Origin of the sequence: Butyrivibrio sp. WCD3002 (assembly GCF_000424265.1) — a bacterium.
Lineage (GTDB): Bacteria > Bacillota > Clostridia > Lachnospirales > Lachnospiraceae > Butyrivibrio.
Genome location: NZ_AUJO01000008.1, coordinates 157,585 through 179,578, shown reverse-complemented (window position 1 = coordinate 179,578; position 21,994 = coordinate 157,585). Strand labels below are relative to the sequence as shown.

The following is a 21,994-nucleotide window of genomic DNA, read 5'->3' as shown; positions in this document are numbered from 1 at the left end:
CGCTAGCGTAAATTTTCACTCGGATTAAATAAAACACAAGAGAACACCAAAGTCTGATAAAGTTAAAGGTGACTAAACCAAACTATAAAAGACAGAGGTGTTCTCCATGGTAAAAAGTATACAGTATTTTAACGAGGAATGTGTACCAGTTTTTGAAAGGCTTGAGGATGATTTTTTGAAAGATCCCTCAGATATCGCATCCTACATTACTAAGCTGACAGATGAGCTTCATAAGGCTGGTATAAGAATGATAGAGGAGACGCTTGGATATCTGGATCAGATGATCACAGAAAGTGAGATGAGAAAGCTTTCATGGGTGGTGGACAGACACGAGGCCAAGCAGCTTATAACATCCCTTGGTAGCGTTAATTACAACAAGACTTTGTTCAAAAACAAAGCAGAAGGAAAACGCTCTTATATCATAGATATGCTCATGGGGATGGATCCTCATGAAAGAATGACAGAGGACGCAGAAGCAAGGCTTTTAGAAGAAACAGTTCAGACTTCATATCGAAGAGGCGGAGAAAAAACAAGCATACTCGATTCTGTCAGTAAACAGACCGTGATGAAGAAAATACATGCATTGCAGTTTTCACCCGAAGATGAAGTGTTGGTAGATAAGAAATTCGTACAGTTCCTGTACATAGATGCTGACGAGGATCATGTATCGCTCCAGTTCAAGGAGAAAAAGGGTGATCTGATCAAAGGTGAAAATGGTTATAAGTATAACAGCATGATAGAAAAGCTAGTCTATGTCTATGAAGGTATTGAAAATGAATCCCCAAAGAGTAAGAGACATAGGCTTATCAATCCTCATTACTTTTGCTCTGACAGTACCAGTGAGACAAACGATGCCTTCTGGGAGCGCATCTACGCATATATAGATACACACTATGATATGAGTCGTATCGAAAAGATATACATAAATGGCGATGGTGGTGCATGGATTGAAGCTGGGAAGAAAAATGTTTCCGGAGTCATAGTGACAATGGATGAGTTTCATATGCAGAAGTACCTTGGAAAGATTACCAGCCATCTCCAGGATAGTCAGTGGGATGCTATTTCAGAACTCCGAAAGATCATCATGCAAAAGACTAAGAATGACTTTAATTCATACGTGGACATGATAAAGGAGTATCTTGAAGCCGGTGATAAAAAGCAGGCTTCGAGCATTGAAGAAGGAAGAAAATATATCCTTGATAACTGGATGCCATGCAAAGTCAGGCTGAGTAATAGAAGAAAACTACCAGGGTGTAGCGCTGAAGGACATGTGAGCCATGTTTTATCATCACGAATGAGCTCAAGGCCGATGGGATGGAGCAAGTGTGGAGCAGGAAAAATGGGAAGGCTCAGAGCATACTTCTACAACGGTGGAGATATGCTTGAACTAGCTAAGTTCCAAAGAGAAGAATTAAAAGATGCTGCAGGTTATGAGATGTCATATTTCTCACCTACAGAGGTAATGAAATCTGAAAAGAACAGACACTATGAGCTTGGGAAGTATATGGCTGCTATACAGGGAACGCTTCCATCAGAGATAAAGAAAAAACTATGCATCAATCATCACATCGCTGGATTATAAGGCATTGGAGATGCATTATTGAGCTTAGTCCTCTTGATCAACCGGAAAGCAGAGGAAATATGTATGTCAAGGGTGCAAAGCACCTCTAAGAGGCATGCCCTTGACATACATATTTTCCTCAGCTCAAAAACATACAAGAGGACTAAGCGTAGGGTTGCCATAAGGAAATCAAAAGCGTAATATAAAACCAATATTTCAAAAGCCTGATTTTTTATCAGAGCTTCTTTGGTGGATTCTAACCTTTTATTTCCGTAGGTAAATTTACGCGGCCCTATTTTAGCTTTTTGGGTTGACAGCTTAAATTTATAGTGGTAACTTAAGTTACAGAAGATGTTAGCACTCAATGCGAATGAGTGCTAACACTTAGAGAAGGGGTGAGAGCATGCAATTAGATGAAAGAAAAAAGAAAATACTTCATGCAGTTGTACGCAATTACCTTGAAACAGGCGAGCCTGTAGGCAGCAGGACCATTTCAAAGTACACCGATCTGAACCTGAGCTCAGCCACCATCAGAAATGAGATGGCAGATCTTGAAGAGATGGGACTTATAATCCAGCCCCACACATCAGCTGGACGTATTCCTTCCGATCAGGGTTACCGCGTGTATGTTGATGAGATGCTTGCCGAGAAGGAAGAAAAGCTTGAGAACATGAAGGAGATGCTTCTTGATAAAGAGGAGAAGCTTGAGAAGCTCCTTAAGCAGGTTGCGAAGATACTGGCTGTTGATACCAATTATGCGTCAATGATCTCAGCTCCTATGATCAAAAGAAACAAGCTGAAATTTACTCAGCTTTCCAGAGTTGATGAGGAGCATCTGCTTACCACTATCGTAATAGAAGGAAATGTCATTAAGAATCGTATGGTGGATGTAGAACAGGAGCTTTCAGAGGCCGATCTTTTGAAGCTGAACATCCTGCTTAACACCAGACTTGCAGGACTTTCCGTTGAGGATATCAATCTTGGCCTTATAGCTGCTATGAAGCAGGAAGCCGGAATCCACAGCGATATCATAGGTAAGATAATAGATGCAGCTGCAGAGGCCATCACAGAGGATGAGGACCTTCAGATTTATACAAGCGGAGCAAATAATATTTTCAGATATCCCGAGCTTGCTGATAAAGAAAGAGCAAGCGACCTCATTACTACCTTTGAGGAAAAGAGCGATCTGACCAGTCTTGTGGAGAACACGCTGCAGAGCAGCACCGAAGAGGCAGGAATCCAGGTTTATATAGGTAATGAGTCACCGGTTCAGTCCATGAAGGACTGCAGTGTAGTTACAGCTACATATGATCTTGGTGAGGGAATGCGAGGAACCGTCGGAATTATCGGTCCCAAGCGAATGGATTACGACAAGGTTGTCGGAGCACTTAAGAATATGATGAGAGCTCTGGATGATTTATATAAGAAAGAATAGTACAGGTAACAAATAAAAAGGAGTATCGGTTTTGAGTAAGGAAGTAAAAAAGGACACAGCTGAAAAGACTTCTAAGACTGCGAAGGAGCTTCAGCAGGAAGTTGCAGAAAAGGCTAAGCAGGTAGCTGATGCAGCTAACAAGGTTGCAGAGGCAGCTGAGGCTGAGAGCGCAGAGGCAGAAGAAGATAATACAGAGGATGCCGGAGAAGGCGCCGCTGATGGCGAAAAAAAGAGCCTCTTTGGTAAGAAGGAGAAGAAGAACCCCTTCAAGGAGAAATTCGAGGAGATGCAGGATAAGTACATGCGCCAGCTTGCAGAGTTCGAGAATTTCCGTAAGAGAACAGATAAAGAGAAGGCGCAGATGTTTGACCAGGGAGCATCCAATGTACTTGAGAAGATACTTCCTGTTATAGATAACTTCGAAAGAGGACTTGCTGCAGTCCCTGAAGAAGAAAAGGGTTCCGCTTTTGCAGACGGAATGAACATGATATACAAGCAGCTCATGAAGCAGATTGAGGATCTTGGTGTAACACCTATCGAGGCTGTAGGAAAGGAATTTGATCCTAATTTCCACAACGCAGTAATGCAGGTTGACAGCGAAGAGGTTGAGGAAGGATTCGTAGCACAGGAGCTTCAGAAGGGTTATATGTTCCACGACACAGTGCTTAGACACAGCATGGTTGCCGTAGCTAAGTAATCACTTAGCGTCGTATTTTTTATATTTGTAAATTATTAGATTTTTCATGGAGGTAATAAAAATGAGTAAGATCATAGGTATCGACTTAGGAACAACTAACAGCTGCGTAGCTGTTATGGAAGGTGGTAAGCCCACCGTTATCGCAAATGCAGAGGGTGCAAGAACAACACCTTCAATCGTAGCTTTTACAAAGAATGGCGAGCGTCTTGTAGGTGAGCCCGCTAAGCGTCAGGCAGTTACAAATGCTGAGAACACAATCGCTTCTATCAAGAGAGATATGGGTACAGACAACGGCCGTACAATCGATGGTAAGAAGTATTCACCTCAGCAGATTTCAGCTATGATTCTTCAGAAGCTGAAGGCAGACGCAGAACAGTATCTCGGCGAAACAGTATCAGAAGCAGTAATCACAGTTCCTGCTTATTTCAATGACGCACAGCGTCAGGCAACCAAGGATGCAGGTAAGATTGCAGGTCTTGAAGTAAAGCGTATCATCAACGAGCCTACAGCAGCAGCTCTTGCTTACGGTCTTGATAACGAAAAAGAGCAGAAGATCATGGTTTATGACCTTGGTGGTGGTACCTTCGATGTATCAATCATTGAGATCGGTGACGGTGTCATCGAAGTTCTTTCAACAAATGGTGATACACACCTTGGTGGTGATGACTTCGACCAGAAGATCATCGATTGGATGGTTTCTGAGTTCAAGGCTAAAGAGGGCGTAGATCTTTCAGGCGATAAGATGGCTATGCAGAGACTTAAGGAAGCAGCTGAGAAGGCTAAGAAGGAGCTTTCTTCTTCAACAACAACCAACATCAACCTTCCTTTCATCACAGCTACAGCAGAAGGCCCTAAGCACTTTGATATGGACCTTACAAGAGCTAAGTTTGAGGAGCTTATCCACGACCTCGTAGAGAGAAGTGCTATTCCTGTACAGAACGCTATGAAGGATGCAGGTCTTAATTACTCAGACCTTGGCAAGGTTCTCCTTGTTGGTGGTTCAACACGTGTTCCCTGCGTAGTAGAGAAGGTTAAGCAGCTCACAGGTCATGAGCCTTCAAAGAACCTCAACCCAGATGAGTGCGTAGCTATCGGTGCCGGTATCCAGGGCGGTAAGCTTGCAGGTGATGAGGGTGCAGGCGATATCCTTCTTCTTGACGTAACACCTCTTTCACTTTCAATCGAGACAATGGGTGGTGTTGCTACAAGACTTATCGAGCGTAATACAACTATTCCTACAAAGAAGAGCCAGGTATTCTCAACAGCAGCTGATAACCAGACAGCAGTTGATATCAACGTTCTTCAGGGTGAGAGACAGTTCGCTAAGGACAACAAGTCACTTGGACAGTTCCGTCTTGATGGAATCCCTCCGGCAATGAGAGGTGTTCCTCAGATCGAGGTTACATTCGATATCGATGCAAACGGTATTGTAAACGTATCCGCTAAGGATCTTGGAACAGGTAAGGAGCAGCATATCACAATCACAGCAGGCTCCAACATGTCTGATGAGGATATCGATAAGGCTATCAAGGAAGCTGCTGAGTACGAAGCACAGGATAAGAAGCGTAAGGAAGGCATTGATGCAAGAAATGACGCTGACTCATTCGTATTCCAGACAGAGAAGGCTCTTAACGAGGTTGGTGACAAGATTGATGCTTCTCAGAAGCAGACAGTAGAGGATGACCTCAAGGCTCTTAAGGATACTCTTGAGCAGACCAAGGATCGTGAGCTTACAGACAGCGATATCGATTCATTAAAGAGCCAGAAAGAGAAGCTCATGACAGATGCTCAGGCACTCTTTGCTAAGGTTTATGAGAATGCACAGGGAGCAGCAGGTGCAGGCCCTGACATGTCTGGTATGGGCGGCGCAGCTCAGAGCACAGACAACAGCAGTGCTGATGATGTAGTTGATGGTGACTATAGAGAAGTATAATCACTTAGCTACCATTTAATAAAAGTTTAATAATATAAAGATTGCTAATGCCCAATACATAATGTACTATGGATTGGGCTTTTAGTAATCACATGGCTTGGCTCATTCAAGGCCGGTTTATTAACGGATAATTCCAGGCATAACTTAATTATAGATTTAGGAGAGACACATGGCAGAACAGAAACGCGATTATTACGAGGTCCTTGGCGTAAGCAAGGGCGCAAGTGATGATGAGATAAAAAAAGCATACCGCGTACTTGCAAAGAAGTATCACCCTGATATGAATCCCGGTGATGCGACTGCAGCTGATAAGTTCAAGGAAGCTTCCGAGGCTTATGCGGTTCTTAGTGATCCTGAGAAGAGACGTCAGTATGATCAGTTCGGTCATGCGGCATTTGAAGGCGGAGCCGGCGGATATGGCGGATTCGACTTTGGCGGCGCAGACTTTGGCGATATCTTTGGTGACATCTTTGGTGATTTCTTCGGCGGCGGCAGAAGAAGCCAGGGCGCAAGAAGTGGTCCTGCCAAGGGTGCTAATATCAGAGCCAGCGTTCGCATTACTTTTGAAGAGGCTGTATTTGGCTGCGAGAAGGAGCTCGATCTTAGACTCAAGGATCCCTGCCCTACATGTAAGGGAACAGGCGCTAAGCCCGGCACAACAGCACAGATGTGTCCTAAGTGCGGCGGTAAGGGTCAGGTTGTATTTACACAGCAGTCCTTCTTTGGCACAGTAAGGAATGTTCAGACATGTCCTGACTGCGGTGGCAGCGGTAAGGTTATTAAGGATAAGTGTTCGGATTGCGGTGGAACAGGATATGTTTCAAGCAATAAGAGAATACAGGTTACAATTCCTGCAGGTATAGATAACGGACAGAGCGTTCGTATCCGTGAAAAGGGTGAGCCCGGAAGAAACGGCGGACCCAGAGGAGATCTGCTTGTTGAGGTTATTGTTGCAGATCATCCTATTTTCCAGAGACAGGATTACGATATTTATTCAACAGTTCCTATGTCTTATGCTATTGCAGCTCTTGGCGGAACAGTGGCAATCGATACTGTTGACGGCAAGGTGCTCTATGATGTTAAGGCTGGAACTCAGACAGATACCCGTGTAAGACTTCGCGGTAAGGGTGTTCCTACCCTCAGAAACAAGGACATCCGTGGTGACCACTATGTAACACTGGTTGTTCAGGTTCCTGATAAGCTTTCTAAGGAAGCTAAGGATCTGCTTAAGCAGTTTGATGAGAAGACCGGTGACAGTCTTCACGCAGCCGATACCATTACCGGCGATTCCGACGGTGATAACGATAACGGCGGAAAGAAAAAGGGCGGATTCTTCGGTAAGAAAAAATAAACCTCTGCACATATATTTAATGATTATCAGCCCATCTGTGGTTTGTGCCTCAGATGGGTCTTTTAATGGAAAACTGCACTCTGATTTCTAAACATTGGAATAAGCGACAGCCCCAATTAGTTGTGTTAAAATTATTAGAGGTAAATTTTTTAATAATTTATCTGTCAGGTGTCAAATAAATGGACATATTATATTTTTTTCGAATACTGTTGCCTTTTTTTCTGATTGGAGGTCAGCATGAGATTTTCCGCGATGTTATTTGGGGTTTTCAGTAAAAAGGGGTGTAGTGAGGATACTGTACAACAGATATCCGGTGCCGGTTTCAAATTGGCAGAGCCCTGTGTTTCTGTTGAGGAGATAGGCTGTCAGCTGCTTATACACAATGAAGATGCTGATATAAAAACAAAAATAAATGGTGTAAGTGCCTATGAGTACCTGCTGGAGATCTGTCTTGGTAAAGTTTATGCCCAGGTGGATGCAGGCTGGGCAATGCATGCAGGTGAGAACCCGGTTTCTCTGCTTTGGAGAAATAAGGATTTAGTTAAATCGGTACATTATAAGGATTTTGAGAAGGATGCTGACGGAAGCTTTAGGGAAGTAAGGATTGGTGATGGCGAGCTTGATGTGGGTTCAGTTTTTCAGTTTGCGAGAGCGCAGGGGCTTATTCAGATAGCTGATCAGGACAGCTCTGATGGGGACATCATTGATGACCTTAAGCATTTTAGAGAGAGCTTTTCATACCTGTCCCAGTGTAGGGATGATTCTGTCAGCTATTTAAATATCCTCGACACTGTGACCGGAAAGGTTAAGGTACTGCAAAAATTCGATAAGGTAATAGAAGCTCCTAACTGGGTGAAGTGCACTAACACCTTGATTTTCAATTCCGAAGGTAAGATATGGAGCTACGGAATTAATACAGGTGAGACGAAAGAAATTCCAAGCGGAGAGTGCGACAACTGCAATAACGACCATGTGCTGTCGCCGGATGAAAAATATATTGCTGTAAGTCACGGAGCAATAGGAGAAGGCTTTACATCCAGGATATATATTCTTCCTATCGATGGAGGAGAGCCAAGACTCATAACTCCAAATACTCCCAGCTTTTTACATGGATGGAGCCCTGATGGAAAGCATATTTGGATGAACTCCACAAGGTCCGGCCTTATGCAGGTCTGGAGAATGAACCGGGATGGAAGCGGACAGACTCAGATGACTGATAATGAGAGGAATAACTGGTTTCCGCATGTATCTCCTGATGGAGAGAAGGTAATCTACTTATCCTATGCAAAGGATGAGCTGGATCCCGGAGAGCATCTTCCAAACATGAATGTGGAGCTTTGGCTCATGGACTATGATGGGAATAATAAGAAGAAACTGCTGTCATTCTTTGGAGGACAGGGGGCAATAAATGTTAATTCCTGGTCAGAGGATAGCAGATATGTTGCTTTTGTAAGTTATGAGCTGATGCATCAGTGATTTGTGATAGGCGGAGCTTGGTGCTATTATTGAAAACCATGGCAGAACTTTAAATGATAAGGCAGAACTTTAGCTGATAAGGGGGAAGCATGAGCGAAATGAGAAAATTGAAAACAGCAGTTGTGGGATGCGGAATGATAAGCGATATCTATATCAGGAACCTGGCACAGCTTTTTAGTGTCACGGATCTTGTGGCAATCGCTAACAGAACTGTGGACAAGGCAAAAGAAAAGGCCGGTTTTTTTGGAATTTCCAAAGCAATGACCATTGATGAAGTGGCTGATGATCCTGAAATTGAGCTGGTGGTTGTACTTACGCCTGCGCCAGCCCACTATGATATAATCAAAAAGATGCTCCTTAAGGGGAAGCATGTTTATACAGAGAAAATGTTCACCACAGATGTGGATCAGGCAAGGGAACTGGTAGAGCTTGCTTCATCAAAAAATCTTCTAATCGGTGTTGCTCCTGATACCATTCTTGGAGCAGGAACACAGACAGCAAGACTTGCTTTAGAGAGAGGAATGATAGGCGACGTAACAGGCGGTGTTGTCTCAATAAACAGGAATCAGAACCTCAACTCTGAGCTATTTAGATTTTTGCAGGAGGATGGAGGTGCCCTTCCTTATGATGTAGGCATCTATTATGTGGCGACTCTTGTGACATTGCTTGGACCTGTTAAAGAGATAAGGGCCTTTACAAGTCCTGCGCCGGTTCATGAAAGGGAACTTCTTTTTACAGATGAAAAGAAGGACAGCTGGCAGATTCCGGGCAGCAATGTGGTAGCTGCAGCTTTGAAGTTCGAAAGCGGAGCCCTTGTAAGTCTTCATGTAAATGGAAACACCATAAACAATGAGCAGAATCTTATAATGCTCTTTGGTACAAACGGAATAATGAAGGTGGGGAATCCTGATACCTTTAACGGCAAGACAGAGATTCTTCTTGCAGAGAATGACTGGGTAACACTTCCATTTACCCACGGATATAATGGCGTAAATAAAGTATCAGAACCTATGCCCTTTGATCACTACGGAAGCAGAGGCGTCGGAGTTGCAGAGCTTGCCTATTCCGTTCTTGCAGGCAGAACCAATCGCTGCAGCAAGGAGTACGGCCTCCACTGTATGGAGATCCTCAAGGGCATCGACATAGCAGCAGAAACCGGCACCACCTACGTGGTAGAATCAAACTTTGAAATGACCACCCTAACCCCTGGATACTACTCCACAGTATTCGGCGGTTTCGGCAGAGGCGACGCGGAACGCTCTCTCATTTGATCTATACAGAATACCAAAAGATTTACCTTACGAGAGCATTACTGCCTCTATATAATCGAAGAACTAACAATTTATATTATATTTTTCACATAACAGCCTTGAAATCATGTATGATGCATGATGCTGCGTTTGAATGCGTCGGTACTTAGGTGCCGTATTATGGCGCCTTAGTACCGTTACGCATGAAATCGAGCGAAAGCGTCAGCTGAATGCAATATACATGATTACAAGGCGTTAGGAGGAATAACATGAAATGGATGAGATTTAGAATAAGGACTAATGAGGAGTCGGAGGATATCATTGTTAGCAGCATGATGGATATCGGCCTTGAGGGTGCTCAGATTGAGGATAACGCGCCTCTTACTGCCGCAGATAAAGAGCAGATGTTCACTGACGACCTTCAGGATGCCGATGATGAAGAAACCGGCGTTGACAGCTGCGCAGTTGTGGCTCCCGGTGAAGACGGCGTTGCTTACCTTAACTTCTTTGTGGAAGTAAGCGATGAGAATATCCTTACACTTCATGAGTATGATGAAAACGGTAATGAGGTTGAAGTTTTCAGAACACCTGATGAGATGAAGGCCAATATTAAGGAAGTCCTTGATGAGCTTAGAGAGTTTTCGGATATAGGAGACGGTACAATATCTGTCGATATTACAGAGGATGTGGACTGGATAAATAACTGGAAGCAGTATTTTCATAAATTCTTTGTGGATGATGTGCTTGTAATTCCTTCATGGGAAGAGCCCAGCGAGAAGGATAAGGAAAAGGCAAATATCACACTCCATATCGATCCGGGTACAGCCTTTGGAACCGGAATGCATGAGACCACTCAGCTTTGCATAAGAGCCCTCAGAAAATATGTTAAGGGCGGTGAAGAGATTCTTGATATAGGAACAGGAAGCGGCGTGCTTTCAATCCTGGCTCTTAAGTTCGGCGCAGGACATGCTGTGGGAACAGACCTTGACCCCTGCTCTGAGCCTGCGGTTGCAGATAATAAAAAGCAGAATGATATTGAGGAAAAGGATTTTGACCTGATAATAGGCAATATTATAGACGATAAAAAGGTCCAGGATGAAGTTGGCTATGGCAAGTACGATATAGTTGTTGCAAATATCCTGCCCTATGTCCTTGTTCCTCTTACTCCTATTGTTCCGGGACTTCTTAAGGATGGCGGAATCTATATCACTTCAGGAATTATCGAGGCAAAAGAGGATGTTATCGTTAAAGCTCATAAGGACGCAGGTCTTGAGGTGCTTGAAGTAACGAGACAGGGAGAATGGGTATCAGTAATCTCCAAAAAGTAATGGAAGGAAACAGAAATGTACCATTTTTTTGCTGACAGTGCTCAGTTTATAGATGATGGAAAGAAAATAATCATAGACGGTGATGATTTCAATCACATGGTGAACGTCCTTAGAATGAAGGTGGGCGAAGAGTTTTCCGTAAGCATCAGGGATGAAGATGGAATTCCCGGAGCTGAGGATGAGTTTTCCGGAAGAAAAGAGTATAGATTCGGTATAGAGTCCATAGAGGATTCTCAGCTTGTGGGAGAGCTGCGTTTTGTAAAGGAAAACGGGGCAGAGCTTCTTTCAAAGATATATCTTTTCCAGGGACTTCCCAAGGGAGATAAAATGGAGCTCATAATCCAGAAGGCGGTTGAGCTTGGAGCTTATCAGATCATCCCTGTTTCCATGAAAAGATGCGTTGTGAAGCTTGATGAAAAAAGAGCGGCATCGAAAGTGAAAAGATGGAATGCCATTTCAGAGGCAGCTGCAAAGCAGAGTAAGCGCGGAGCTATTCCTGAGGTTACGATGCCAATGTCATATAAGGAAGCAGTTAAGTATGCTGAGCAGATTGATGTAAAGCTCCTTCCCTACGAGATGGCTGAGGGTATGGATTATACCAAAAAGGTCATTGAGAGTATTAAGCCCGGGGAGAGTGTTGGAATTTTTGTGGGCCCGGAGGGCGGCTTTGCCGATGAAGAGGTGGCTTTTGCAGGTGAAAACGGATTTAAGACCATCACTATGGGTAAGCGAATCCTCAGAACAGAAACTGCGGGCTTTACAATGCTGGCGTGGTTAATGTATACTTTTGAAGTTTGAATTGTAATTGATTGCCAACCGGCATTAGTAAGGAAACGGTAATGGAAATTTATTTAGATAATTCCGCAACCACCAGGGTTTACAAAGAGGTGGCAGACCTTGTGGTGAAGACAATGACGGAGGATTACGGTAATCCGTCAAGCATGCATCACATGGGCGTTGTGGCAGAGAATTATACGAAGCAGGCAGCAGAGCAGATTGCAAAGACTCTTAAAGTAAATGCAAAGGATATTCTTTTTACATCCGGCGGAACAGAGTCAGATAATACTGCAATAATAGGCGGTGCCATGGCAAAGCAAAGGCTGGGCAAACACCTTATAACTACAGCGGTTGAACATCCTGCGGTTTTAAATACAATGAAATATCTTGAGGAACAGGGCTTTGAAGTGACTTACCTCGGTGTAGGAGAAGATGGCAGGATCAATCTTGCAGAACTTGAAAGTGCCATCAGAGAGGACACTATCCTTGTTTCCATAATGGCAGTTAATAACGAAATTGGTGCAAGACAGCCCGTTGAAGAAGCTGCCCAGATAATCCACAAGAAAAATCCCGATATTCTTTTCCATGTGGATGCGGTTCAGGGCTACGGCAAGTATCGCTTTAACCTTAAGCAGGCGGGAATCGATATGATGTCAGTTAGCGGACATAAGATTCACGGACCTAAGGGTATTGGCTTTTTATATGTAAGATCCGGAGTAAGAATAATTCCCATAAGCTATGGCGGTGGCCAGCAGGGAGGACTTCGTTCAGGTACTCTTAATGTTCCCGGAATAGCAGGACTGGGCCTTGCATCAGAGATGATATATAAGGATTTTGATGAGAAGTCAGAAAAGCTGTATTCTCTTAAGAAAAGACTGATAAAGGGACTTTCGGAAAAACTTCCAGACATCAGAATAAACGGACTTTTTGCCGAAGATAAGAATATCTTAGAGCTTTCGGATGAGGAACTTTCAAAAGCCATAAGAAATACTGCTCCCCACATAATAAGCGTATCCGTTAAGGGAGTAAGGGCTGAGGTTTTACTCCATGCCTTGGAAGATAAAGAGATTTATGTATCTGCAGGTAGTGCCTGCGCAACAAATCATCCAAGCGTATCAGCTACACTAAAAGCAGTAAGTCTCCCCAAGGAGCTTCTTGACAGCACAGTCAGACTTAGTATGTCTGAGTTTACTACGGAACAAGAGATAGATGATACAGTAGAAGCTTTTGCTCAGATTATTCCGATGCTGAGACAGTTTGCAAGGCGATAAGCTTGGAAGCAGATAATGTTAACGTAAGTAGTTTGAATGCATTCCTGAGAAAACAGGACTGCATCGTGGTATGTATTTAGGAAGGAAATTATTATGCAGTACCATGCATTTGTAATTAAGTATGCAGAGATAGGTATCAAGGGAAAGAACAGATATCTGTTTGAGGAAGCACTAGTTAAGCAGATGGAGCGAGTTCTTGAAAAATGCGAGGGCAAATTTAGTATATTCAGAGTTTCGGGAAGAATATATTTAAATGCTGCAGGCTTTGATTTTGATGAGACCGTTGCAGCACTTCAGACAGTATTTGGAATAACAGGTATTTGTCCTGCAGTCTGCATTGAAAGAGACGGAGATAACAAGCTTCCTGATATAAACGGCCTTTCACAGGAGGTCATTAAGTTCATAGATGGCGTATACCCTGATAAGAACAAGACCTTTAAGATAAAGTGCAGACGTGTTGATAAGACCTATCCCCTTGATTCAATGGAGGCAGCAGCTGAGATCGGGGCACAGGTCCTTGATGCTTATCCGGAGATGAAGGTTGATGTTAGAAATCCTGACATTCTCATAAGTGTTGAGATTCGTGAGAAGGTAAATATCTTCTCAGAGATTATTCCGGGACCCGGCGGAATGCCCATTGGTACCAGCGGAAAAGCAATGCTTCTTCTTTCAGGCGGAATTGATTCCCCTGTTGCAGGCTATATGATAGCTAAAAGAGGTGTTGAGATTGAAGCAGTTTATTTCAATGCTCCGCCTTATACAAGTGAAAGAGCAAAGCAGAAGGTTGTTGACCTTGCAAAAGTAATTGCAAAATACACAGGTAAGGTAAGACTCCACGTAATCAACTTTACCGATATTCAGATGTATATCTATAAAGAGTGTCCTCATGATGAGCTTACTATCATCATGCGCAGATATATGATGAGAATTGCAGACATGATCGCTGCTCAGAATAAGTGCATCGGACTTATTACAGGTGAGAGCATCGGCCAGGTGGCATCACAGACCATGGAGTCACTTATGGCCACCAACGAGGTTGTCCAGGATATGCCGGTATATCGCCCTGTCATCGCCTTCGACAAGCAGGACATCGTAGACATCTCCCTTAAGATCGGTGCATATGAGACATCAATCCTTCCTTACGAGGACTGCTGCACAATCTTTGTTGCGAAGCACCCCGTAACCAAGCCTCGCCTTGAGGTTATAAGAGCTCACGAGAAGCGCTTGGTAGAGAAGATAGATGAATTAGTTCAGACTGCTCTTGATACAGATGAGATCATAGAGTTAGAGGTATAAGGAATTTTAGTGTATCAGCGCTTCAATCTGTTTCTGGCAGAACCGGAAAACATGTATGATCCACGAAGCTGCTTTAAAAAACGTCGGCACTTGGGCGGCGTTTTTTGACGCCCTAGTACCGCTACGTTTTTTACAGAGCGGGAGCGTCAGCTGAGTGGAATATACATGTTTGCAGGTGATTGCGGAGACAGATTGAAACGCAATACTAAAAAAACCTGTGACGTAAGTCACAGGTTTCAGTAGTTTTCTAAATAATTGATCTGATTAGATCAGATCATGTACGGCTTTAAGATTGCCAGTACTTCATCGGCGCCATCTTCAGCATGGATGTTAAGATCGATCGGCTTTGAAAGATCGAGTGAGAAAATACCCATGATGGATTTTGCGTCAATTACGTATCTACCGGATACAAGGTCAAAATCATAATCAAACTTTGTAATATCATTTACAAAAGACTTAACCTTATCGATAGAGTTTAAAGAAATTTTTACGGTTTTCATTGCGCAAATACCTCCTTCTTTTCCTTAATAGTAAACGGAAGGACGTTAAAAGTCAATGATAGAAACGTCAAAAATAATGGAGGTTCAATATGAAAAGTGTCGCACTACATAGCCTCGGATGCAAGGTAAATAGGTACGAGACCGATGTGATGGGACAAAAGTTACAAGAAAGCGGATATAAGATTGTAGCATTTGATGAAACAGCTGACATTTATATCATAAATACCTGCTCAGTAACCCAGATTGCAGACCATAAAAGCAGACAGATGCTTCATAAAGCAAAAAGAAAGAACCCATCTTCGGTGGTTGTGGCCTGTGGTTGCTATGTAGAGACTGACAAGGACAGAATTAAAGATGACGAATCCATCGATATCATTGTCGGAAATAATAAGAAGTCTGATATTGTAGGCATTCTTGAGGAATATTTTAAGGAGCAGGAAGAAGCAAAACAGGAAGAGCTTGCAGGAAGAATCTGCATGTCCGATATTAACGATCCGTCTCAGAGATATGAGGATATGGAGCTTACACGTATGCCTGGGCATACAAGGGCATACATTAAGATTCAGGATGGCTGCAATCAGTTCTGTTCCTATTGTATAATCCCTTATGCCAGAGGAAGGATCCGCAGCAGACAGGAAGCGGATATTCTTAACGAGGTCGAGCTTTTGGCGAAGGATGGCTGTAAGGAAATTGTCCTGACAGGTATCCATATAAGCTCCTATGGCCTTGACAGAGGCGGCAGCGAGCTTTTGCAGCTTCTTACAAAGCTAAATGATATCGAAGGAATTGAGAGAATTCGTCTAAGCTCCCTTGAACCCAGAATCATCACAGAGGAATCTGCACAGAAAATGGCGTCACTGTCCAAGGTTTGTCCCCATTTCCACCTTTCACTCCAGAGTGGAAGTAATGACACATTAAAGAGGATGAACAGGCATTATTCTGCTGAGGAATATGCGGAAGGCGTAAGGCAGCTGAGACTTGCTTACGATAAGCCTGCTATAACAACAGATGTGATCGTCGGATTTCCCGGAGAAACAGAGGAGACCTTTGAGGAGAGCAGAGCATTTGTAGAGAATATCAATTTCTATGAGATGCATGTTTTCAAGTATTCTGCAAGAAAAGGCACTGTTGCCGCCAAGATGGAGGATCAGCTGACTGACAGAGAAAAAACAGAAAGAAGTAATATTCTTTTGACAATGACTAAGGAACAGTCAAGAAACTACCGAAATAACTTTATCGGAGAAACTGAGAAGATTCTTTGGGAAGATATTGAGGAAATAAAGGGAAAGAGATATCTTATCGGCTTTACTTCAAGATATGTCAGAGTAGCGATACCGGAGCAGGAAGCTGCAGATAAGGGCATAAAGAGTGGGGATATTACTCAGGGTACGATAAAAGAATTCCTTTCTGACGATACATTGCTAATTTAATATTTATAGGGTAATATTAATATAACTATGTAACATGCCCTAACTGTTTTTATTGCTGGGACTTTAAATGTACTGAGGGTACATTTGGATATAAAAAGAAAAAAAGAGGAAAAAGTGAATGGCAGATCAGAATTTAGGTAACACACAATTTTTCAAGGTTGATGTTGAGCCGGAGACTGGTGTCAAGAAGGTACTTTCAATAGTATATGAGGCACTTCTTGAAAAGGGTTACAATCCGGTAAATCAGATTGTTGGTTACATCATGTCAGGTGATCCCACTTATATTACCAGCCACATGGGTGCCAGAAGTCTGATCATGAAGGTAGAGCGTGATGAGCTCGTAGAAGAGATGCTCACAGAGTATATTAAGAACAACAACTGGTCCAGAAAATAATGCGAATAATGGGTTTGGATTACGGCTCCAAGACCGTGGGAGTCGCTATCAGCGATGAGCTGCTTTTAACGGCTCAGGCCAAGGAGATTATCCGTAGAAAAGAAGAGAATAAGCTTCGTAAGACGCTGGCGCGTATAGAAGAACTGATCCAGGAGTATGATGTCGAGACGATAGTGCTTGGACTTCCGCTGAACATGGATCAGTCTGAGTCAGTGCGCTCAGCGCTGTCTGAAGAGTTTAGGGAGAAGCTTGAGAGAAGGACCTCTCTTCCAGTTATTATGTGGGACGAACGACTTACGACGGTGGAGGCTGACGCCATAATGGATGAAGTCGGCATAAAGAAAGCCGATCGCAAGGAGTACGTCGACATGATAGCCGCACAGATTATATTGCAGGATTATCTGGACAACAGAGGCTAGAAAGAGGCGAAACAAAATATGGAAAAAATTACATTCCGTCCGGAGGGTGAGGAGCCCGTGGACTTTTTCGTGTTGGAACAGACTGTGATAGGAGCAAAATCCTATATATTGGTCACAGACGTAGAGGATGGTGACGGAGAGGCTCTGATTTTAAGAGATGATTCTGAAAAAGGCGATGATGAAGCAAACTACACCATTGTCGAGGATGATAAGGAACTTAACGCTGTTGCCGTTGTATTCAGAAAACTATTGGAAGATGACGATATCGGCCTAGATTAATTCTTATGATAAATCCGGGGGTGGATTTTGAAGAATAAAAACACGACGCAAAGAGAGATACTTACATCTGAGGAATTTAAGACATTATTAAAAGAGCGCGGTCTTAAGGTGACTACGCAGCGTCTTGCTGTGCTTGACACATTGGGAATTAACCCGGATGCACACCTTACCGTGGAAGAAATTTATGATTTGGTAAAAAAGTCGAACCCTGAGATAGGGCTTGCGACTATTTATAGAACAGTTCAGGTATTGAAAGAGCTTCAGCTTATCGATCGGGTTAACTTTGATGATGGAATAGAACGCTATGAACTGGTACATCTGTCAAAAGATGGCAGTCATAAGCACCACCATCATCATTTGATTTGTGTAAACTGCGGAAGAGTATTTGAATTCGAGGAAGACATGATGGAGAACCTCGAACTCAAGATAGCGAAGAAAACAGGTTTTAAAGTTATCGATCATGAGGTGAAACTCTACGGTTATTGTAAAGAATGTGGAGGAAAACCGATTGAATAAAAAGAAAACGAATACTGCTGCTTCAGGACTTCAGGTAATACCCCTTGGAGGATTGGAGCAGATTGGAATGAACATTACTGCCTTCCGCTATGAAGACAGTATTATTGTGGTGGATTGCGGTCTGTCATTCCCTGATGATGATATGCTGGGAATCGATCTTGTTATCCCTGATATTACCTATCTGAAGAATAATGCGGATAAGGTTAAGGGATTTGTCATAACCCACGGACATGAGGACCACATCGGTGCGCTCCCTTATGTTTTAAAGGAGCTTAATGTTCCGATTTATGCAACGAGACTTACCATGGGTATAATCGAGCATAAGCTTGAGGAGCACGGTCTTGTTAAGAAGGTAAGACGTAAGGTTGTTAAATTCGGACAGTCTATTAATCTTGGTGATTTCAGAGTGGAATTTATCAGAACAAACCATTCAATCGTAGATGCTGCGGCACTTGCGATTTATTCTCCTGCGGGAATAGTGGTTCACACCGGAGATTTCAAGGTGGATTATACACCGGTTTACGGAGACCCGATCGATCTTCAGAGATTTGGTGAGATTGGTAAAAAGGGCGTCCTTGCGCTTATGTGTGATTCCACCAATGCAGAGCGACCCGGCTTTACTGCATCAGAGAGGACTGTTGGAAAAACCTTTGACTCTCTGTTTGAAGAGCATGCTAATTCAAGAATAATAGTTGCTACCTTTGCATCAAACGTAGACAGAGTTCAGCAGATCATTAATACGGCCTACAAGTTCGGACGTAAGGTTGCGGTAGAAGGCCGAAGTATGGTAAATATTATAGATATTGCCCAGAAGCTTGAGTGCATTCAGATTCCGGAAAATACTTTGGTGGATGTTGAACAGCTTAAGAGCTATCCGGATAATAAGACTGTTATCATAACAACCGGAAGCCAGGGCGAGAGTATGGCTGCACTTAGCCGCATGGCCAGCGGTCAGCATAAGAAGATTAGCATAAGACCCGGCGATACAATCATTTTTTCATCTCATCCGATACCGGGTAATGAGAAGGCGGTTACAAATGTTATCAATGACCTGCTTATTAAGGGCGCTGATGTTATTTTCCAGGATGTTCACGTATCCGGACATGCCTGTCAGGAGGATATCAAGCTTATCCATACACTGGTAAGACCTAAGTACTTTATACCTGTGCATGGAGAGTACAAGCATCTCATAGCTCAGAAGAACATTGCCATGGGCCTTGGTATGGATAAGGATAATATCTTTATCATCAGATCAGGTGATGTACTTGAGCTTAGAGAGGATAGTGCCAAGGTTACCGGCAAGGTGCCTGTAGGAGCTATTTTGGTTGACGGTCTTGGCGTAGGTGATGTCGGTAATGTGGTTCTCAGAGACAGACAGAGACTTGCTGAAGACGGTATTGTCATTGTTGTATTTGGCATTGATAAGGAAAATGCTCAGCTTGTATCAGGCCCCAGCATTGTTTCAAGAGGCTTTGTATATGTAAGAGAATCCGATCAGCTCATCGATTATGCTACGGACCTTGTTCTTGATGAGGTGACAGAAGCACTGGATAGTGGTATAACTGATTGGAACAAGTTAAAGAATATTGTTAAGGATGTCCTTTCGGATTTCATCTGGAAGAAGACAAAGAGAAGACCCATGATTTTACCTATTATCATGGATAATAATTACTAAAGGATTTTATTATGAGTGCAAGAAGCTTAGGACTTGGATTACTGGATACCATTTTTAAGGTGATGCTTGTTATCGTTGCCATAATGATGATATCCAAATATGCAAAGGTTGCGTATGAATACGGATATAATATTTATAATCAGTCACCTGCTTCTGAGTATGATACCAGAACGGTTACCATCTCGGTTACAGAGTCAATGTCGGTTATGGATATAGCAGAACTCCTTGAAAACAGAGGGATAGTTGATGACAAGTATCTTTTCTGGCTTCAGGAGAGATTCTCTGAGTATCATGGAATGATCGCAGCCGGTACTTATGAGCTGAGTCCTTCGCAGAATGCAGACGAGATCATAGGCGTCATGAGTGCCAAGACGGTCGAGGAAAAAGAGGCGGAGGCAGCTAATTGATTAGCGAAGAGAGAATACGTACCTTTATCAATTCTCTTGATAGGGGTAATGCTCCATTTTTGGATGAACTGGAAAAAGAGGCTCTGGGGGGAAACGTTCCGATTATTAGGAAGGACTCACAGGGCCTTATGAAATTTTTGATGGCAATGTGCAGGCCGGCGAATATCTTAGAGGTTGGATGCGCTGTGGGCTTTTCAGCACTACTTATGGCAGAGTATACAGATAAGGATACTAAGATCACAACCATTGAGAAATTCGAAAAAAGAATTCCTGTTGCCAGGAGCAATTTTGAAAAATATGACAAGGATCATAAGATAACTCTTCTTGAGGGAGACGCGGCAGATATTCTTGCCGGGCTATCTGATGCCTATGATTTTATTTTCATGGATGCGGCCAAGGGACAATATCTGACTTTCCTGCCGGATTGCAAGAGACTTCTTAAAAAGGGAGGGCTTCTTGTATCTGACAATGTGCTTCAGGACGGCGATGTCATGGAATCCAGGTTTGCCGTAACCAGGAGAAACCGCACCATACACGAGAGGATGCGGGATTATCTGTATGCCATAAAGCATGACCCTGAGCTTGAGAGTGTTATTATAAATATTGGTGATGGCATGGCGCTGTCATATAAGTTGTAATTTAGAAAGTGAAAGATGCCGGATGAACGGCAAGAGGAAAGTAATGAGCAGAGAAAAAAAGAAACCGGAACTTCTGATACCCGCAAGTAGTCTTGAGGTGCTTAAGACTGCGGTAATATTTGGAGCGGATGCAGTTTATATAGGAGGAAATTCCTTTGGACTCAGGGCTAAGGCCAAGAATTTCAGTCATGATGATATGGCTGAGGGTATAAAGTTTGCCCATGAGCATGGTGTTCATGTCCATGTAACTGCTAATATCCTTGCCCACAATGATGATCTTAAAGGAGCCGAGGAATATTTCCACGAGCTTAAGGAGCTTGGACCGGATGCGCTTATTATTGCAGATCCCGGCATGTTCATGATGGCAAGAAGAATCTGCCCTGAGATTGATATTCATGTTTCAACCCAGGCAAATAATACAAATTATGAGACCTATAAGTTCTGGGCTGATCTTGGCGCAAAGAGAGTTGTTGCGGCAAGAGAGCTTTCACTTAAAGAGATTGCCCAGATAAGGGACAATATTCCTGATGATCTTGAAATAGAGAGCTTTATTCACGGAGCTATGTGTATAAGCTATTCCGGACGATGCCTGTTATCTAACTATTTTACAGGAAGAGATGCCAACCACGGCGAGTGCACCCATCCCTGCAGATGGAAGTATGCAGTTGTTGAGGAGACAAGACCCGGCGAATATCTTCCGGTATATGAGAATGAGAGAGGTTCCTTTATTTTCAATTCAAAGGATCTGTGCATGATAGAGCATATTCCGGAGCTGGTTGAAGCGGGCGTCGACAGTTGTAAGATAGAAGGCCGCATGAAGACAGCGCTTTATGTTGCTACTGTTGCAAGAACCTATAGAAAAGCCATAGATGACTATTTTGAGTCTGAGGAAAAATACAGACAGAATATGCCCTGGTATCTTGATGAGATTTCAAGATGTACCTACAGGCAGTTCACCACAGGCTTTTATTTTGGCAAGCCTTCCGATGAAGCGCAGATATACGATGCCAATACCTATGTAAATGAGTATACCTATCTTGGTATTGTAGGTGAGGTTGACGAGAGAGGTCTTGCAAGAATAGAGCAGAGAAATAAATTTTCCGTTGGAGATACAATTGAGATTATGAAGCCCGATGGCCGCGATATAGAGACAAAGGTCCTTGGAATTATCAATGAAAACGGTGAGGAAGTGGAAAGCTGCCCTCATCCCAAGGAGGTTCTGTATATTAAGCTCGATCAGGAAACCGAGAAGTATGATATTTTAAGAGTACATACCGCATCTGATAATTGAGTATTTTATTCTTTTAGTGTACAATCATTTGCGATATTGTAATTTCAAATCATAAATAGAAAACGAGGTA

At 43.1% G+C, this 21,994-nt stretch carries 21 protein-coding genes; 20 read left to right on the top strand and 1 reads right to left on the bottom strand.

The window, feature by feature from the left end; genetic code table 11:
- Positions 1 to 106 precede the first annotated feature (106 nt).
- The 11 genes from G608_RS0110980 (at position 107) to thiI (ending at position 14,375) form a co-directional block, all read left to right on the top strand.
- On the top strand, positions 107 to 1,582 hold the full coding sequence (locus G608_RS0110980) for an ISLre2 family transposase (protein ID WP_026496061.1): 1,476 nt from the start codon (positions 107 to 109) through the stop codon (positions 1,580 to 1,582).
- A 382-nt stretch (positions 1,583 to 1,964) separates the two neighbouring features.
- Positions 1,965 to 2,996, top strand: a complete 1,032-nt coding sequence (hrcA, locus tag G608_RS0110975) for a heat-inducible transcriptional repressor HrcA (protein WP_026496060.1) — start codon at positions 1,965 to 1,967, stop codon at positions 2,994 to 2,996.
- A 31-nt stretch (positions 2,997 to 3,027) separates the two neighbouring features.
- Positions 3,028 to 3,693 carry a nucleotide exchange factor GrpE gene (gene grpE, locus G608_RS0110970; protein ID WP_026496059.1) on the top strand — a complete coding sequence of 222 codons (666 nt, stop codon included), beginning with the start codon at positions 3,028 to 3,030 and terminating at the stop codon, positions 3,691 to 3,693.
- Between the two features lie 61 nt (positions 3,694 to 3,754).
- Positions 3,755 to 5,626, top strand: a complete 1,872-nt coding sequence (gene dnaK / locus G608_RS0110965; protein WP_026496058.1) for a molecular chaperone DnaK — start codon at positions 3,755 to 3,757, stop codon at positions 5,624 to 5,626.
- A 169-nt stretch (positions 5,627 to 5,795) separates the two neighbouring features.
- On the top strand, positions 5,796 to 6,977 hold the full coding sequence (gene dnaJ / locus G608_RS0110960; RefSeq protein ID WP_026496057.1) for a molecular chaperone DnaJ: 1,182 nt from the start codon (positions 5,796 to 5,798) through the stop codon (positions 6,975 to 6,977).
- 237 nt (positions 6,978 to 7,214) lie between these two features.
- On the top strand, positions 7,215 to 8,453 hold the full coding sequence (locus G608_RS22880; protein WP_051209198.1) for a PD40 domain-containing protein: 1,239 nt from the start codon (positions 7,215 to 7,217) through the stop codon (positions 8,451 to 8,453).
- Positions 8,454 to 8,542: 89 nt separating this feature from the next.
- Entirely contained in the window at positions 8,543 to 9,724 is a 1,182-nt protein-coding gene (locus G608_RS20920; protein ID WP_051209195.1) for a Gfo/Idh/MocA family protein, read from the top strand.
- 248 nt (positions 9,725 to 9,972) lie between these two features.
- The gene (prmA, locus tag G608_RS0110945) at positions 9,973 to 11,031 is read left to right on the top strand and encodes a 50S ribosomal protein L11 methyltransferase (protein WP_026496056.1); all 1,059 of its coding nucleotides are present in this window, start codon (positions 9,973 to 9,975) and stop codon (positions 11,029 to 11,031) included.
- Positions 11,032 to 11,046: 15 nt separating this feature from the next.
- Positions 11,047 to 11,829: an RsmE family RNA methyltransferase gene (locus tag G608_RS0110940; RefSeq protein WP_026496055.1), complete on the top strand. Its 783-nt coding sequence runs from the start codon at positions 11,047 to 11,049 to the stop codon at positions 11,827 to 11,829.
- A gap of 41 nt (positions 11,830 to 11,870) precedes the next feature.
- Complete coding sequence (locus G608_RS0110935; protein WP_026496054.1) at positions 11,871 to 13,079, top strand: cysteine desulfurase family protein; 1,209 nt, start codon at positions 11,871 to 11,873, stop codon at positions 13,077 to 13,079.
- A gap of 93 nt (positions 13,080 to 13,172) precedes the next feature.
- Positions 13,173 to 14,375 (top strand): tRNA uracil 4-sulfurtransferase ThiI, encoded by a 1,203-nt coding sequence (gene thiI, locus G608_RS0110930; RefSeq protein ID WP_026496053.1) that lies wholly within the window; start codon positions 13,173 to 13,175, stop codon positions 14,373 to 14,375.
- Positions 14,376 to 14,644: 269 nt separating this feature from the next.
- Here thiI and G608_RS0110925 read toward each other — a convergent pair whose 3' ends face one another.
- Complete coding sequence (locus G608_RS0110925) at positions 14,645 to 14,875, bottom strand: HPr family phosphocarrier protein (protein WP_026496052.1); 231 nt, start codon at positions 14,873 to 14,875, stop codon at positions 14,645 to 14,647.
- A gap of 89 nt (positions 14,876 to 14,964) precedes the next feature.
- Between G608_RS0110925 and mtaB the strand changes: the two genes are divergently transcribed.
- The 9 genes from mtaB (at position 14,965) to G608_RS0110880 (ending at position 21,924) form a co-directional block, all read left to right on the top strand.
- A complete protein-coding gene (gene mtaB / locus G608_RS0110920; RefSeq protein ID WP_026496051.1) occupies positions 14,965 to 16,305 on the top strand; it encodes a tRNA (N(6)-L-threonylcarbamoyladenosine(37)-C(2))-methylthiotransferase MtaB in 1,341 nt (446 codons plus the stop codon).
- Between the two features lie 118 nt (positions 16,306 to 16,423).
- Entirely contained in the window at positions 16,424 to 16,699 is a 276-nt protein-coding gene (locus tag G608_RS0110915; RefSeq protein ID WP_026496050.1) for an IreB family regulatory phosphoprotein, read from the top strand.
- Positions 16,699 to 17,118, top strand: coding sequence for a Holliday junction resolvase RuvX (gene ruvX / locus G608_RS0110910; protein ID WP_026496049.1), 420 nt, complete (start codon positions 16,699 to 16,701; stop codon positions 17,116 to 17,118). The genes G608_RS0110915 and ruvX overlap by 1 nt, the downstream gene beginning before the upstream one ends.
- Positions 17,119 to 17,136: 18 nt before the next feature.
- Entirely contained in the window at positions 17,137 to 17,397 is a 261-nt protein-coding gene (locus G608_RS0110905) for a DUF1292 domain-containing protein (RefSeq protein WP_026496048.1), read from the top strand.
- A 27-nt stretch (positions 17,398 to 17,424) separates the two neighbouring features.
- Entirely contained in the window at positions 17,425 to 17,913 is a 489-nt protein-coding gene (locus G608_RS0110900) for a Fur family transcriptional regulator (protein ID WP_242829379.1), read from the top strand.
- Positions 17,906 to 19,588 (top strand): ribonuclease J, encoded by a 1,683-nt coding sequence (locus G608_RS0110895; RefSeq protein WP_026496046.1) that lies wholly within the window; start codon positions 17,906 to 17,908, stop codon positions 19,586 to 19,588. Before G608_RS0110900 ends, G608_RS0110895 begins: the two co-directional genes overlap by 8 nt.
- 11 nt (positions 19,589 to 19,599) lie before the next feature.
- Complete coding sequence (locus tag G608_RS0110890) at positions 19,600 to 19,995, top strand: endolytic transglycosylase MltG (RefSeq protein ID WP_026496045.1); 396 nt, start codon at positions 19,600 to 19,602, stop codon at positions 19,993 to 19,995.
- Entirely contained in the window at positions 19,992 to 20,633 is a 642-nt protein-coding gene (locus G608_RS0110885; RefSeq protein WP_026496044.1) for an O-methyltransferase, read from the top strand. Before G608_RS0110890 ends, G608_RS0110885 begins: the two co-directional genes overlap by 4 nt.
- Positions 20,634 to 20,676: 43 nt before the next feature.
- Positions 20,677 to 21,924, top strand: a complete 1,248-nt coding sequence (locus tag G608_RS0110880; RefSeq protein ID WP_026496043.1) for a peptidase U32 family protein — start codon at positions 20,677 to 20,679, stop codon at positions 21,922 to 21,924.
- The last annotated feature ends 70 nt before the right edge of the window (positions 21,925 to 21,994 follow it).

Bases quoted from the DNA above. Each gene is read 5' to 3' on its own strand.
- G608_RS0110980 (WP_026496061.1), top strand. From the start codon at position 107: ATGGTAAAAAGTATACAGTATTTTAACGAGGAATGTGTACCAGTTTTT.
- hrcA (WP_026496060.1), top strand. From the start codon at position 1,965: ATGCAATTAGATGAAAGAAAAAAGAAAATACTTCATGCAGTTGTACGC.
- dnaK (WP_026496058.1), top strand. From the start codon at position 3,755: ATGAGTAAGATCATAGGTATCGACTTAGGAACAACTAACAGCTGCGTA.
- dnaJ (WP_026496057.1), top strand. From the start codon at position 5,796: ATGGCAGAACAGAAACGCGATTATTACGAGGTCCTTGGCGTAAGCAAG.
- G608_RS22880 (WP_051209198.1), top strand. From the start codon at position 7,215: ATGAGATTTTCCGCGATGTTATTTGGGGTTTTCAGTAAAAAGGGGTGT.
- G608_RS20920 (WP_051209195.1), top strand. From the start codon at position 8,543: ATGAGCGAAATGAGAAAATTGAAAACAGCAGTTGTGGGATGCGGAATG.
- prmA (WP_026496056.1), top strand. From the start codon at position 9,973: ATGAAATGGATGAGATTTAGAATAAGGACTAATGAGGAGTCGGAGGAT.
- G608_RS0110940 (WP_026496055.1), top strand. From the start codon at position 11,047: ATGTACCATTTTTTTGCTGACAGTGCTCAGTTTATAGATGATGGAAAG.
- G608_RS0110935 (WP_026496054.1), top strand. From the start codon at position 11,871: ATGGAAATTTATTTAGATAATTCCGCAACCACCAGGGTTTACAAAGAG.
- thiI (WP_026496053.1), top strand. From the start codon at position 13,173: ATGCAGTACCATGCATTTGTAATTAAGTATGCAGAGATAGGTATCAAG.
- G608_RS0110925 (WP_026496052.1), bottom strand. From the start codon at position 14,875: ATGAAAACCGTAAAAATTTCTTTAAACTCTATCGATAAGGTTAAGTCT.
- mtaB (WP_026496051.1), top strand. From the start codon at position 14,965: ATGAAAAGTGTCGCACTACATAGCCTCGGATGCAAGGTAAATAGGTAC.
- G608_RS0110915 (WP_026496050.1), top strand. From the start codon at position 16,424: ATGGCAGATCAGAATTTAGGTAACACACAATTTTTCAAGGTTGATGTT.
- ruvX (WP_026496049.1), top strand. From the start codon at position 16,699: ATGCGAATAATGGGTTTGGATTACGGCTCCAAGACCGTGGGAGTCGCT.
- G608_RS0110905 (WP_026496048.1), top strand. From the start codon at position 17,137: ATGGAAAAAATTACATTCCGTCCGGAGGGTGAGGAGCCCGTGGACTTT.
- G608_RS0110890 (WP_026496045.1), top strand. From the start codon at position 19,600: ATGAGTGCAAGAAGCTTAGGACTTGGATTACTGGATACCATTTTTAAG.
- G608_RS0110880 (WP_026496043.1), top strand. From the start codon at position 20,677: ATGAGCAGAGAAAAAAAGAAACCGGAACTTCTGATACCCGCAAGTAGT.